At 60.3% G+C, this 14,068-nt stretch carries 14 protein-coding genes; 10 read left to right on the top strand and 4 right to left on the bottom strand.

The genetic code is table 11. The annotated features are described in order from the left end of the window. The first annotated feature begins 21 nt into the window (after positions 1-21). Positions 22-435 carry a tellurite resistance TerB family protein gene (locus NDI72_RS09965; protein ID WP_113154002.1) on the top strand — a complete coding sequence of 138 codons (414 nt, stop codon included), beginning with the start codon at positions 22-24 and terminating at the stop codon, positions 433-435. A gap of 62 nt (positions 436-497) precedes the next feature. Continuing rightward, positions 498-1,319 carry a sterol desaturase family protein gene (locus NDI72_RS09970; RefSeq protein ID WP_206548681.1) on the top strand — a complete coding sequence of 274 codons (822 nt, stop codon included), beginning with the start codon at positions 498-500 and terminating at the stop codon, positions 1,317-1,319. Positions 1,320-1,333: 14 nt separating this feature from the next. On the opposite strand, the gene NDI72_RS09975 is transcribed toward NDI72_RS09970, so the two are convergent. Then, the gene (locus NDI72_RS09975; protein ID WP_283800372.1) at positions 1,334-2,173 is read right to left on the bottom strand and encodes a transporter substrate-binding domain-containing protein; all 840 of its coding nucleotides are present in this window, start codon (positions 2,171-2,173) and stop codon (positions 1,334-1,336) included. A 172-nt stretch (positions 2,174-2,345) separates the two neighbouring features. On the opposite strand from NDI72_RS09975, the gene NDI72_RS09980 reads away from it, so the two are divergent. Continuing rightward, positions 2,346-3,236 (top strand): helix-turn-helix transcriptional regulator, encoded by an 891-nt coding sequence (locus NDI72_RS09980; protein ID WP_283800373.1) that lies wholly within the window; start codon positions 2,346-2,348, stop codon positions 3,234-3,236. Between the two features lie 328 nt (positions 3,237-3,564). Further along, the gene (locus NDI72_RS09985; RefSeq protein ID WP_283800374.1) at positions 3,565-5,445 is read left to right on the top strand and encodes a glycosyltransferase; all 1,881 of its coding nucleotides are present in this window, start codon (positions 3,565-3,567) and stop codon (positions 5,443-5,445) included. 128 nt (positions 5,446-5,573) lie between these two features. Here the strand turns inward: NDI72_RS09985 and ppk2 are convergent, their stop codons facing one another. Next, complete coding sequence (gene ppk2, locus NDI72_RS09990) at positions 5,574-6,473, bottom strand: polyphosphate kinase 2 (protein WP_206553598.1); 900 nt, start codon at positions 6,471-6,473, stop codon at positions 5,574-5,576. Positions 6,474-6,616: 143 nt separating this feature from the next. Here ppk2 and NDI72_RS09995 point away from each other — a divergent pair, with 143 nt between their 5' ends. Then, a complete protein-coding gene (locus NDI72_RS09995; protein ID WP_283800375.1) occupies positions 6,617-7,807 on the top strand; it encodes an ATP-binding protein in 1,191 nt (396 codons plus the stop codon). Between the two features lie 126 nt (positions 7,808-7,933). Then, on the top strand, positions 7,934-8,650 hold the full coding sequence (gene phoU / locus NDI72_RS10000) for a phosphate signaling complex protein PhoU (protein ID WP_113156145.1): 717 nt from the start codon (positions 7,934-7,936) through the stop codon (positions 8,648-8,650). A 161-nt stretch (positions 8,651-8,811) separates the two neighbouring features. On the opposite strand, the gene NDI72_RS10005 is transcribed toward phoU, so the two are convergent. Continuing rightward, positions 8,812-9,333, bottom strand: coding sequence for a GcrA family cell cycle regulator (locus NDI72_RS10005; protein ID WP_113154008.1), 522 nt, complete (start codon positions 9,331-9,333; stop codon positions 8,812-8,814). A gap of 373 nt (positions 9,334-9,706) precedes the next feature. On the opposite strand from NDI72_RS10005, the gene NDI72_RS10010 reads away from it, so the two are divergent. From NDI72_RS10010 to NDI72_RS10020, 3 genes are read left to right on the top strand one after another with little or no spacing between them, the layout of a single operon-like run. Then, positions 9,707-10,900 (top strand): aspartate aminotransferase family protein, encoded by a 1,194-nt coding sequence (locus NDI72_RS10010; protein WP_283800376.1) that lies wholly within the window; start codon positions 9,707-9,709, stop codon positions 10,898-10,900. 19 nt (positions 10,901-10,919) lie between these two features. After that, complete coding sequence (argF, locus tag NDI72_RS10015; RefSeq protein ID WP_113154010.1) at positions 10,920-11,837, top strand: ornithine carbamoyltransferase; 918 nt, start codon at positions 10,920-10,922, stop codon at positions 11,835-11,837. Further along, the gene (locus tag NDI72_RS10020) at positions 11,819-12,820 is read left to right on the top strand and encodes an Hsp33 family molecular chaperone (protein ID WP_206544505.1); all 1,002 of its coding nucleotides are present in this window, start codon (positions 11,819-11,821) and stop codon (positions 12,818-12,820) included. Before argF ends, NDI72_RS10020 begins: the two co-directional genes overlap by 19 nt. Here the strand turns inward: NDI72_RS10020 and apaG are convergent. Beyond that, positions 12,813-13,205: a Co2+/Mg2+ efflux facilitator ApaG/CorD gene (apaG, locus tag NDI72_RS10025; protein WP_283800378.1), complete on the bottom strand. Its 393-nt coding sequence runs from the start codon at positions 13,203-13,205 to the stop codon at positions 12,813-12,815. The genes NDI72_RS10020 and apaG overlap by 8 nt on opposite strands. Positions 13,206-13,436: 231 nt before the next feature. Here apaG and NDI72_RS10030 point away from each other — a divergent pair, with 231 nt between their 5' ends. Further along, complete coding sequence (locus NDI72_RS10030) at positions 13,437-14,042, top strand: CDP-alcohol phosphatidyltransferase family protein (protein WP_283800379.1); 606 nt, start codon at positions 13,437-13,439, stop codon at positions 14,040-14,042. Positions 14,043-14,068: the final 26 nt, after the last annotated feature.

Genomic DNA, 14,068 nt, shown 5'->3' on the forward strand with positions numbered 1-14,068 from the left:
ATTGTGATAGCGGAGAACAAGATGGCGCAGCCGTCCGCCCACGAAGCCCTGATTTACCTGATGGTCGTCATGTCGGCCGCCGACCGCGACATGACCGATGCAGAACTTGCCATTATCGGCGACACGATCCGCTCCTGGCCGGTTTTTCAGGAGTTCGACGACAACCGGATTATCGAGGTGGCGCGGCAGTGCCAGCAGATCCTTCAGGAAGATGACGGGCTTGAGCGTATTCTGAACGCCGTGCGCGACACCGTGCCTGCCAGGCTGCACGACACCGCCTATGCGCTGGCTGTCGAGGTTGTCGCAGCAGACCGGCATGTGGAACCGGAAGAAAAGCGCCTGCTGCACATCGTGCGCAGCAGGCTGCATCTGGAGCCGCTGGTCGCCGCCGCCATCGAGCGCACGGCGCAGGCGCGCAAGCGGGCGCTCGGCTGACACATATGGCCGTTCAAGCGCATGTGACTGGCGTTTGAACGGCGCTACGGAATAATGGCGGCATGACTTCTTTTCTCTTCTCCGAAGCGGCCATCCGCCTCTTCGCCTTTGTCGGCATCTTTTCGATCATGGCGCTTTACGAGTTGTGGTCGCCGCGGCTCGAGCGACCCGAAATGGTCGGCGCGCTGAAATCGCGCCGATGGTTTGCCAATCTTTCAATGGTGCTGATCTCGTCCGCGATGATGCGGGTGGTGTTTCCCGCCGCCGCCGTTGGGGCCGCCATGTGGGCCGAGGCGGAGGGCTGGGGGCTTTTCCATGCCCTTGGCGTCCATCCGCTTCTTGCCGGCGTCATCTCATTCATCATTCTGGATTTCGCGGTGTGGCTGGAGCATGTGGCAAGCCACAAGATCCCGCTTCTATGGCGCATCCACCGCATGCACCACGCCGACAATGGCTTCGACGTGACCACGGGGCTGCGCTTCCATCCGCTGGAGATTGTCGTCTCCATGCTCTGGAAAGCGGCGATCGTGGTGCTGCTGGGCGCGCCGGTTCTGGCAGTGCTCCTGTTTGAGATCGTGCTCAACGGCACGGCCATGTTCAACCATTCCAATGTGAAAATCCCGCTCGGTCTCGACCGGATCCTGCGTCTTGTGCTGGTGACGCCGGACATGCACCGCGTGCATCACTCGACCATAAGGCGGGAGACGGATTCCAATTACGGGTTCAATTTTCCGTTCTGGGATCGCCTTTTCGGTACCTATATCGCGCAGCCGAAGCGCGGGCATGACGACATCGAGATCGGCCTGTCGGACTATCGCGGCAGTTTCACGGCGCAGCTCGTGTGGATGCTGGTGCTGCCGTTCCGCAGCCTTCGCCGACGTTAGATCACAATGCACCCCTAGTAGAAGTCGACCGGGAAGTATCGCAGATAGGTGTGGGTGAAGCCGCCGGTCGCATTCATGCTCTGCAATGCGAAGTCGATGGCTTCGACGAGTTGCGGCATGTCCTTCGGAACCGCCACGGCAAGGCCCTGACCGAGATATTCGGGTGCGAAATAGGCGCCTCCGGAAAAAACGCAGCAGTCCTGCGCATCCCTGCTCGCCAGCCAGTATCCCAGCTTCACCCCGTCGCCGAATATGCCATCGATCTTCCCGGATTTCAGATCTTCGTGGAGCCAGTCGTTTCGCGTGTAGACGACGCTTTGCACCTCCGTGAAAAGGTCGCGCAGCAAGAGTTCGTGGGCGGTTTCATCCATGACGCCGATGCGCTTCCCCTTCAGCGCCTCATGGAGCGGTTCTGCCAGAGGGGCCGAGCGAAGCGTCACAAGCCTTGCCGGAAAACGCAGATAGGGGCGCGAGAAAAGATAGCGCTCGCGGTTCTCCTCGGTGATCGCCAGTCCGGCGATGACGGCTTCGGCACGGCTGTTTTCAATCGCCGGACCGATTTCATTCCATGGCAGCGCCTGTATCTGGCATCGTTCCGAGATGCCGAGCACGCCGCATATCTGTCGAACGAGATCGATGTGAACGCCACTGATCCGGTTTTCCTCGTCCAGATAATTGAACGGATAAAAATCGACCGTTGTGAGAAACCGCAGTCTGGAAAGCGATGAAATATCCGGTTTTGACAGCTGCTGCTTTGGATCCGTGAAGGCTGGTGGCGTCGCTTCTTCTGCCGCTGCAGGTATTGATGCAAGCGTCAAAATGATTGCAAGGATTGCCTTGTTGCGGTGCAGCATTTTTCTCATAGAATAGTAGCCGACGAATTATGTTTTGTTGCTTCTACTGATTTTTTTTGTCTATGGAACAATTCCATTGTTATTACCGATAGGCTTTATTGTTTAAGACAAAGGCGAATTGTCCGCATTCTGGGGGTGAGTCGCGAGGAATGTGGGGCAGGGACAGGCATGTATGGGTGATTTCCGGGAAACGCGGGTTTTTGTTGACGCTATCCAGAAGGCGCAGACACCGGCGGCGATTTGCAACGTCCTGATCGCTTTTACGCAGCGTTTCGGGCTGCATACGGTGTGTGCGGGGACGCTGCCGCCCAGAGGAGCCGCACCCGGAGACCAGGTTGGGCACCTCGTTCTGAGCAGCTGGCCCCAGGAATGGATCGACCGATATGTCTCGCGCGGATACATTTTTCATGACCCGATCGTAAAACATGTCCGCGAAAGCGGAAATGCCGTTTTGTGGCGCGATATCCTGAATGATGTCGAGGAAACCCGTCAGACATCGAAAATGATGAGCGAGGCCAGGGGGTTCAAGCTGGTTGACGGCATTGCGATGTCGTTTCCTACCCTCGAAGGCAGCCAGATCATCATGTCTTTCGGAGGGGAAGAGGCCGAGCTTTCCAAGAAGGATCTCGGTGTCGTCTCTTTCGCGGCAACCTGTGCCGTTGCCCATGCGCTCGGATTGCGCGGCGCGGATCGATATGGTGACCTGGACATGCTTGAAAAGGAATGCCTTCAGCTCGCCGCCCGTGGTCGCTCTCATTGTGAAATCTCCGAGCGGTTGTGCATCGATCATGACGAGGTCACGCATCACATCGAGCAGGGCAAGAGAAAGCTTGGTCCCGGTCATACGCTTTATCGCCTCGGGGAAGCGCCGCGCCTGACGCCGAGAGAGAAAGAGTGTCTTGAATGGGCGGCTTTCGGAAAATCCGAATGGGAGGTTTCGCAGATTCTCGGGATTTCCGAGCATACGGCGGAAAAACATCTGCTGAATGCCAAGACAAAGCTAGGGGCGGCCAATCGTGTGCATGCGGTTGCAGAGGCCATTCGCTGCGGCGTCTTCGATTGAGGCGTTTTTTTAAATTCTATTTCTGATTGACTATAATGGGTGGTTTATTCAGACTAGAAGGGTGGGGAAATCGAATTGATGGATTAATCATTCAATGGTGAGGTGAATGGATCGTTCGATTGTTGGGAGAGTTTTCGTATCGCTACTGTGTTTTGAATTTTGGCCTTTTGGGCCCAGATTTCATAGAAAACGAAGTTTCAGGTTTACCGAGAGCAACGCATACACATTGAATTAGGTGGTTGTCATGGACCATCTGATGAACACATCAAAGACAGACCGGGCCTCTGGCCATTCATCTGGTTCAGATCGTTCTGGTGGGGCAGGCGAAATGCCTGACGCTACAACACCATCGCCAGCCGCTGACTGGCTGCCCATTCTCAAGGCACTTTCGATCACAGAAGCGGAAGCGCACGGCATTGAGGCGCGGGCGAAGCTTGCCGGCGTTTCGTTTCAGACGGAACTGCTTGCGTCCGGTCTGGTGCCTGAACATGCGCTTTTTCGGGCGCTGGCAGACAATCTGGGGCTGGCCTTTCTGGCCAATCCCGATGCTGACGCGCTTGTCATGCGTGGGTGGCAGGGGCTGGCGGCGCTGGCACAGCGTGGTGGCGCGCGGGTCAGCCTTTCCGTCGATGCGCGGGGGCAGTCCGTTGTCCTGATCGCGCCCGACCAGCTCAACATTCCCGCATTGCACTCTTTCGTGGAACGGTATCCGCGCGCATCGAAGCGCATTCGCGTGGTGCAGCCCAGCGCATTGCGGGATGCGATCACCAGGCGCTCGCGGGGCAGACTGATGCGGGTTGCCACGGAGCGGCTTTTCAGGGAAGCACCGGAGATGTCGGCGCGCATTGTGGTCAATGCCTGGCAGGGGGCGGCGCTCGGGGCTGCGGTGGTGTCGCTGCTTTTTGCGGCCGTCTTTGCGCCTTCTGCCACGCTGCTGGTGCTGCATGGCGCGTTTTCGCTGGCGTTCCTTTCCTGCGTCTTGCTGCGGGTGGTTGTCGGTTTGGGTGTCAAACGTTCGCCGGGGCCGCGCTTCACCACGATCGGGCCGGCTGACATGCCGGTCTATTCGGTTCTGGTGGCGCTTTACAAGGAAGCCGAGATCGTTCCCGATCTTCTGATGTCGCTTGGCAAGATCGTGTGGCCGCGCGCCAAGCTGGAAATCAAGCTGGTCTGCGAGGCGGATGACCATGAAACGCTTGCAGCGCTTCGGGCGCAGGAGCTGCGCCCCTATATCGAAGTGATTGAGGTGCCGGCGGGCGGCCCGCGCACAAAGCCAAAAGCGCTTTCCTACGCCCTGCCGATGACCTCCGGCGATTTTGTGGCGCTTTATGATGCGGAAGACAGGCCGCATCCGTTCCAGCTGGTGGAGGCCTGGAACGCTTTCGAGACTGCCGACGAGAAGCTGGCCTGTGTACAGGCGCCGCTGACCATATCCAACAGTCGGGAGAGCTGGATTTCAGCGATGTTCGCGCTGGAATACGCTGCGCTGTTTCGGGCGGTCCTTCCATGGCTGGCGCGGTCCGGCTTGATGCTTCCGCTGGGTGGAACTTCCAATCATTTCCGGCGTGTGGCGCTGGAAGCGACGGGCGGCTGGGACCCTTACAATGTCACCGAGGACGCCGACCTCGGGGCGCGTCTCAGCCGCTTCGGCTATCGTGCGAGCGTCATCTGGAACCCGACGCAGGAAGATGCGCCCACGGATGTGCGCACATGGCTGCCGCAGCGCACGCGCTGGTTCAAGGGGTGGGCGCAGACATGGCTCGTCCATATGCGCAATCCGCAGTTGACCGCGCGCGAGCTGGGGCTGGGTTCTTTCGTGATCATGCAGGTTCTGTTCGCAGGGATGGTGCTCTCGGCGCTGGCTTATGGCTTTTTCTTCCTGACCGCATTCGGCGTCATCGTCTATCTGATGCTGGGCGGCGAGTTTCAGGCCTTCCAGCAGTCGCTGCTCTATATCGATATAGTGAACGTGGTTCTCGGGCATGGCGCGTTTCTGCTGCTCGGCTGGATGACCTTGCAGAAGACCGAGCGACCCGCCTTCTGGAAGCGGATCGTATGGACGCCGGCCTATTGGTGCCTGATGTCGGTGGCCGCATGGCGATGCATCTGGCAGCTCTACTGGACCCCGCATCACTGGGAGAAAACACCGCACAGGCGGCATAGCCGCGGTCATTTGCCGGTCGGAAAGGTTCAGGAGCGTCAGGTCTGATCCTGAAGGGCCGGTGTGCCGTAGCCTGGCTGCGGCGGTGTTTTTGAAACGGGCGTTCAGGCAGGGGGCGAAAGGTCGTGTGTCGGGCGTCTCCGCCCGACATTGCCGTTCCTGAATGCAGCTGGCCGTTAATCCAGGAAGCCGGGACCTGTGCCGATGATGAGCTGGTCTTCGGGGCCGATGGCGTCGAGATCACGCCCGTCATAGGCGATGGCGAGCAATATGCGCCGAATGACCGCCAACCGTGCCCGGCGCTTGTCGTTGGCGCGCACCACCGTCCAGGGCGCGTGGGCGCTGTGGGTGCGTTCCAGCATGGTGTCGCGGGCGCGGGAGTACGCGTCCCACTTTTGAATGCCGGCCACGTCCATGGGAGAGAATTTCCAGTATTTGAGCGCGCTGTGACGACGGTCATGAAAGCGCTCAAGCTGTGTTTCCTGGCCGATGTTCAGCCAGAATTTGAAGAAATGGATGCCGTCATTGACGATGGCCCGCTCGAAGTCGGGCGCTTCGTTCAGGAACTGCTCATGCTGCTCGGGCGTGCAGAAACCCATCACTGGCTCGACGCCGCCGCGATTGTACCAGGAGCGGTCGAAGGTCACCAATTCGCCGCTCGTCGGGAAATGGGTGACGTAACGCTGGAAATACCACTGCCCGCGCTCCGTCTCGGTGGGCTTGGGCAGCGCGACATTGCGGGCATTGCGCGGATTGAGATAGGTGCGAATGCGCGCAATCGTGCCGCCCTTGCCGGCAGCGTCTCGCCCTTCGAAGAGCGCCATAACCCGCGCGCCGCTTTTCTGCATCCACGCCTGCAGCTTTACCAGTTCGATCTGCAGCGTTTCGAGCTGCTTTTCGTAGTCGTCACGGTCCATTTTTTCGTCATATGGAAAACCGCCGGCTGTGAGTTCCCGCTCCTTGACCCAGTCAGGAAGGTCCGGTTCGTCAATGTCGAAAGTCCTTTCCTCGCCTGCAATCGTGAGCTTGAAAGGTTTGATTTTTTCTTGGGCAGGGTTTTCCAAAGGCTTGTTCATAAAACCGATCCTGAATCATGAGAGTGTCAATGCTATTTGCAGCTTGATACAAGGTCCAGCAGTGAAGACGGAATGACAATTCTTCTTCATAACAAGAGACCCTGAAGCGGGCGTGCCTGACGATCGCGGGAATGGACTTCGTAATGAGTGCGAATGAGAACAATGGGCAGGAAAATCAGGACGGCGTTGAGCGCGGTCTTGTTGCTCGTATCGGATCGGCCCTGAAAGCCGCTGGCGCCCTTTTTGCGGGCGCACGCAGCAATGGCAAGGCCGAGAAGCCGCGCCCGAAGAAGGGCGACATCAATTCATTGCCTGCCGTCTATCTGGCGGCGGCGGTGCTTGACCCGCTGTACATCTTCGACAGCAATGGCGGCATACTCTATGCCAATGAGGCGGCTGATCTTGCGTTCGGCCCTGTGTCGAAGAGCGTGTCGCTGCGCCTGAAATTCCGTGCGCCTGAAATGCATGAGCTGGTCGCCAAGGTGATCTCGGGTGCGGAGGAGTCCGTCGCGATCAATTATGCGGAGCGGGTCCCCGTCGAGCGCGCCTACCGGGTGGTGGCGAGCCGCATTGGCAATGATACTGGCCTTTATGTCCTGCTCTTCAAGGATCAGAGCGAAGCGCGCCGGATCGACCGGATGCGGGCGGACTTCATCGCCAATGCCAGCCATGAGCTGCGCACGCCGCTGGCCTCCGTTGCGGGCTTCATTGAAACGCTGCGCGGTCCGGCCCGCGATGACCCTGCGGCGCGGGAAAAGTTCCTGCAGATCATGCAGAACCAGACGCAGCGCATGGCGCGGCTCATCGATGATCTCCTGTCGCTGTCACGGCTGGAGATGAAGCCCTATCAGAAGCCGAGCACGCAACTCGATGTGGTGGAGCTCGTGAAGGGCGTGATGGAGTCCATGCGTCACATTGCCGGCGAGAATGATGTCGAGTTTGTTTCGGAGCTCGGTGTCAAACCGATGCTGATCGCAGGGCATTCCGATGAGCTTGTTCAGGTTTTCGAGAACCTGATCGAAAACGCCTGCAAATATGGCAGTGACGGTGAGCGTGTTATCGTATCGGCCGAGCAGGCAAGCTCGATGGATGAGGTGCGGATCACGGTGCGCGACTTCGGTCCCGGCATTCCCGAAGAGCACATCCCGCGCATCACCGAGCGCTTCTATCGCGTGGATATCGAAACGAGCCGGATCCAGAAGGGGACGGGCCTCGGCCTTTCCATCGTGAAGCACATTCTGACGCGGCACGATGCGCGGCTTTCCGTGAAATCGGCGCCGGGAGAGGGCTCTTCGTTCACCGTTCATTTCCCGCCCGTGCCGCCGGCAGGGTAAGGCAGAACAGTCCGGGCGCAGATTGCGTCACCACTTTCATTTTACCGCCATCACAATAACTTAGTAGGGATGGCAGGCAACGAGGCCGACCGGGCTGAGAAGGCCGGGCTGAGAAGGATTGAAACCATGCAGACACAGCACACGATGCGGTCATTCGACGATGAGTTGAACTATCTGTCGGACCAGATTGCAGCCATGGGTGGCTATGCTGAGCGCATGGTGGCGGAATCCGTCGCTGCGCTCGTGCAGTCGGATGCCGCACTGGGCCGCAAGGTGGTCGAGGATGATCTGTTCCTTGATGAGAAGGAGCGGGAGATCGGTGAACGCGCCGTCATCATCATCGGCAAGCGCCAGCCGGTCGCCGACGATTTGCGCGAGATCGTGGGCGCCATTCGTATTTCATCGGATCTGGAGCGCATCGGCGATCTCGGCAAGAACATCGCAAAGCGCGTTGTTGCGGTGACCGAGGGCAGTCAGCCGATCCGTCTTTTCCGCGGGCTGGAAGCGCTGGCGAGCCTGGCGCTGACCCAGCTCAAGGAGGTGCTCGATGTCTATGCCTCCCGTTCCGTGGAGCGCATCGGTTTCGTGCGCGACCGGGATGAGGAAATCGACGCCATGTACACGTCGCTCTTTCGGGAGCTGCTCACCTACATGATGGAAGACCCGCGCAACATCACGGCCTGCACCCATCTTCTGTTCTGCGCCAAGAACATCGAACGCATCGGCGACCATGCGACCAATATCGCGGAAACGGTGCATCACATCGTGACGGGCCGGCAGTTACCGCTCGAGCGTCCAAAGGAAGATCAGAGCCACCGGGTTGTCGCGGCGCCCGAAAACTAGCCACGAGAGCGGGCAAGCAAGCCGGTAGCCGTTGATTGAGGCGAGGGCGAGGGGCTTCTCGCGCCCTCGGCCCGTGCGGTGCTTCAGATTTCACTCAGGCAAAGAAAAACCCGGCTGCGCATGATGCGAGCCGGGTAGTGCAGAGGAGAAGTCTTTCGCGATCAGCGCGCCCGGCGCCGCTCCGAAGCGGGCTGGTAGGCGATGCGCGAATGGTAGGCGCAGTAGGGGCCGCTCTCGCCGGCTTCGTTGCCGCAGAAGCTGAACTCTTCCGACAGCGGGTCGCCGTTCGGCCATTTGCACGTCGTTTCGGTGAGCTGCACCAGCTCCAGCTTGCGCGAGATCGGCACAACCACGTCCGAAACCGGACGGATATAGGTCTGGGCCACCGGCTCCTGATCGAACTGCGCCTGAAGCGCGGTTGCGCCGATGGACACCGTGGTTGGCCGCGTGGCGCGCGGACGACGCGTGGTGGTCGTCGTCGTGGTCGGCGCTGCGGTGGCTGCCTTCTTCTGGCGCGTGCGCGGGCTCGTTGCGCGACCGCGGCTGGAGAGTTTGAGGCGGTGCACCTTGCCGATCACGGCATTGCGGCTGACGCCGCCAAGCTGGGCTGCGATCTGGCTTGCGCTCAGTCCTTCCGCCCAAAGTTTCTTTAAGGTTTCGACTCTTTCGTCAGTCCAGTTCATCGGGACACGCTCCTGTCCAGCGTGCGGAATCCGAATCCAGTCTCGCTCAGCCAAAGCCGAGGGAGCACCATATAATCATGGTAGAAGTGGTCCGCCGCACAAAATGTAGTCTTTTTGCTTGACCAGAAACTACCTTATCGTCTGACTCCGTGACAAGAGTCCTTACCGTAAGCTGATTCGCTTTTTAGGGTTTTCCCCAATTTGCTGGTTTTCGGTGTCACCTGGCTGTCGTGCCGCGTGCGTTGACACTTATGCGGAAACAACCGATAAATCCCGTAGTGCCGCCCTTGGGGCGGCATTTTGATTTCATCCTTCTGCACGCGCGTCCGCGCGAGGCAGGAACCAATTCTCAGGCTCAGCGGAGACCGTGTGGATGCGTGAATCTGCGCTTTATGGAACTTATGCCCGTCAACCCCTCGCATTCGAGCGCGGCGAGGGCTGCTGGATCGAAACGGCTGATGGCGAGCGTTATCTCGATTTCGCTGCCGGCATTGCCGTCAATTCACTGGGGCATGCGCACCCGCACCTCGTAGAGGCGCTGACGGAACAGGCCGGCAAGCTCTGGCATGTCTCCAATGTCTATGAAATTCCCGGTCAGGCCCGTCTGGGCGAGCGCCTTGCAGAGAGCAGCTTTGCCGAGAAGGTGTTCTTCACCAATTCGGGCGCAGAGGCGCTGGAATGCGCGATCAAGACGGCGCGACGCTATCACCATGTGAACGGCCAGCCCGAGCGTATCCGCATCATCACGTTCGAGGGCGCGTTCCACGGCCGCACGCTCGCCACCATCGCTGCCGGCGGACAGGCGAAGTATCTTGAAGGTTTTGGCCCCAAGGTCGAAGGTTTCGATCAGGTGCCGTTCGGTGACGAAGATGCGCTCTTAAAGGCAATCGGCCCGGAAACGGCGGCTATCCTTGTGGAGCCGATCCAGGGTGAGGGCGGTGTGCGCCCGGTTCCCAATGCCTTCATGCGTCGTCTGCGCGAGCTTTGCGACCGGCATGGCCTGCTGCTCATCCTTGATGAGGTGCAGAGCGGCGTCGGGCGCACGGGCAAGCTGTTTGCCCATGAGTGGGCCGAGATCACGCCGGATCTGATGGCGGTTGCCAAGGGCATTGGCGGCGGTTTCCCGCTCGGCGCTTGCCTTGCCACGGCCGAGGCTGCCAAGGGCATGACGCCCGGCACCCATGGCACGACATTTGGCGGCAATCCGCTCGCCATGGCGGTCGGCAATGCTGTGCTCGATGTGGTGCTGGAGGACGGTTTCCTCGAAAACATCGCCGCGCGCGGCCTGCAGCTCAAGCAGGGGCTTGCCGCCGTTGCCGACGAGTTCCCCGATGTGATCGAGGGTATTCGCGGTGAAGGTCTGATGATCGGCATCAAATGCAAGGTGCAGAACCTGCGCCTTCTGGAAGCCCTGCGCGACCGGAAGATGCTGGTGGTGCCGGCTGGCGACAATGTGCTGCGTCTGTTGCCGCCATTGATCGTGACCGAAGACGAAATTCGCGAGGCGGTGAAGCGCATTCACGATGCCGCTGCCGCGGTGAACGCGACCGAAAAAGCCGATGCTTGATAAAACCAGGGAGACGGGCATGGCCAGCGGTCTTCGCCACTTCATTGATCTTTCGACCGTGGACGCGCAGGACCTGCGTTTCATGCTGGACGATGCGCGTGCGCGCAAGGAGCGTCTGAAAGCCGGCGAGCGCGAGAAGCCGCTCGAGGGCAAGGCGCTTGCCATGATCTTCGACAAGCCGTCGACGCGCACCCGCGTGTCGTTCGATGTCGGCATGCGTCAGCTGGGTGGCGAGACCATCATGCTGACCGGCGCGGAGATGCAGCTTGGCCGCTCGGAAACCATCGCCGACACGGCGAAGGTTCTGTCGCGCTATGTCGATGCGATCATGATCCGCACCACGGCGCATGAGCGCCTGCTGGAACTGGCGGAAAATGCGACGGTCCCGGTTATCAATGCCCTGACCGATGATACGCATCCCTGTCAGATCATGGCCGATATCCTCACCTTCGAGGAGCATCGCGGCCCGGTGAAGGACAAGCTGTTCGCCTGGACCGGCGACGGCAACAATGTTCTGCACTCGCTCATCGAGGCATCGGCGCGCATGGATTTCCGTCTCAACATCGCGGTGCCGAAGGGCAGCGAGCCGGACGCGAAATATGTCGAGTGGGCGCGCGCCAATGGTGGCCGCATCACCTTCACCAAGACCGCAGAAGAAGCGGTGGCGGACGCCGACTGTGTCGTCACGGACACCTGGGTTTCGATGGGCCAGGAGCATCGCGCACGCGGTGGCAACGTGTTCATGCCCTACCAGGTGAACGAAGCGCTGATGAAACACGCCAGGTCCGACGCGCTGTTCATGCACTGCCTGCCGGCGCATCGCGGCGAAGAAGTGACCGACGAGGTTATTGACGGCCCGCATTCAGTGGTGTTTGACGAGGCTGAAAACCGTCTTCACGCACAGAAAGCAGTCCTTGCATGGTGTTTAACCCGGTGACGAGCGAAGCGAGAAAATTGGGCGAGTTCGGCTTCGCCGGCGACGATCACGTCGTGCCCTTCGATGTGGAGCCTCTGGATGTGCGCGGCCGCGCGGTCCAGCTCGGGCCGATGCTCGACCAGATTCTCGCCCGTCACACCTATCCCGAACCGGTGGCGCGGCTGCTTGCCGAAGTGATCGTGCTCACGGTGCTTCTGGGCAGCTCGCTCAAATTCGAGGGCAAGTTCATCGTGCAGACCCGTTCCGACGGGCCGGTGGACATGCTGGTTGCCGATTTCGCGACGCCGAGCTCGGTGCGCGCCTATGCGCGGTTCGATGAGGACCGTCTGGCGCAGGCCGTGGAAGCGGGCAAGGATTCGCCTGAAGATCTGCTCGGTGCCGGCGTTCTGGCTCTGACGGTGGATCAGGGTTCGGACATGCAGCGCTATCAGGGCATCGTCCAGCTCGACGGCACCAATCTCGAAGACGTGGCGAAGACCTATTTCCGCCAGTCCGAACAGATCCCGACCGAGGTGCGGCTTGGCGTGGCCAAGATGGTTCTGCCGGGCGCCGATGGCGGCCAGGAACACTGGCGCGCGGGTGGCGTTCTCCTGCAGTTCCTGCCAGCTTCGCATGAGCGTATGCGCGGCGCGGATCTGCACGGCGGTGACGGCGACGAGAACCATGACGGCTCGACGCATCCCGAAGATGATGCCTGGCAGGAAGCGCGCATGCTGCTTTCCACGGCCGAGATGACCGAGCTGGTCGATCCCACCGTGGGGTCGGAGCGGCTTCTCTATCGCCTGTTCCACGAGCATGGCGTGCGTGTCTATGAAGGCACGAACGTGCTGGACGACTGCTCCTGCTCGCGCGACAAGATCAAGGCGGTTCTGGACGGTTTTACGCCGGAAGAGCTGGCTGAGAGCACGGATGAAGGGTCCATCCGTGTGACCTGCGAGTTCTGCTCGACGGAATACGTGTTCGACCCCGCCGACTTCAGTTGATCCGGGCGGCCGCGCCCGGCAGGTCGAGCGAAAAGGCCGGGATGTCCACATCGAAGAATACACCATGCGGACCGCGCATGGTGTAGCGTCCGACCATGATGCCCGAGGGTGCCGTAAGCGGGCACCCGGAGGTGTAGGTGTAACTGTCGCCGGGTTGCAGCACCGGCTGTTCGCCGACCACGCCTTCGCCACGCACTTCCTGCACCCGTCCCGTTTCATCGGTGATGTGCCAGTAGCGCGAAACCACCTGAACGGTTTCGGGCGAATGGTTGGTGATGGTGATCCGATAGGCCCAGACGAAATGACGGCTTTCCGGGTCCGACTGGGACGACAGATAGCTGGGCTCGGCGCACACTTCGATGGATTGGGTGACGGTTCGATACATTGGGGCAAGCTCTTGCTGGACGCGCCACGCGAGCATCGCGTTGCGCGTCTTCATGAAAGACCGCGACTATAGCAGAAATTAAGGCAAAGCTCATGGCGTCTTCGCTCAGGAAGGCCCCGTAATGCTCCCCAGTGACGCTCTCCATAACGTTCCCATGACGCCATTGTGAGCGGCATGAGAGCAGGAAAGACGCTAATCATGGGCCGTTCAGCAGGGAAACAGTGGTGAAACATGCTTGACGGTTGGGCGCACCGAAAGATCGATCCCGGATTGTCGGCCATGGCGACGCAGCTCGCGGCGGCGGGAGTGCGCGCGAACGCCATCACTTATGCAGGTCTGGTTCTGGGGCTGGCGGCAGCGGCGGCCATCGCATTCGGCGCTTATTGGGCCGGACTGGCGCTTATTCTCGCCAGTCGCCTGTGCGACGGGCTGGATGGCGCTGTGGCGCGCATCAATGGCAAGACAGATTTCGGCGGCTATCTCGACATTGTGCTCGATTTCGCCTTCTACGGCGCGGTGCCGCTTGGCTTCATCATTGCAGATCCGGAGGCCAACGCCATTGCCGGCGGGGTGCTGCTTCTTGCGTTCTACGTCAATGGGGCGAGCTTTCTCGCCTATGCGGTGATGGCCGAAAAACACCGTCTCAAGAGCAGGGCGCGGGGCGAGAAATCGCTGTTCTTCACCACGGGGCTTGCCGAGGCCAGCGAGACGCTGGCCGTGTTCGTGGCCATGTGCCTTTTCCCGCAATGGTTCGCGATCTTCGCCTACGCCTTTGCTCTCATCACGCTCTACACGACCGTGTCGCGCATCGTTCTGGCGGCAGGCCGGTTCGGCTGAACCGGCCCGGAGCGCGGGGCTGAGGT

It is taken from the genome of Nitratireductor sp. GZWM139, from assembly GCF_030068685.1.
Taxonomy (GTDB): Bacteria; Pseudomonadota; Alphaproteobacteria; order Rhizobiales; family Rhizobiaceae; genus Nitratireductor; species Nitratireductor aquimarinus.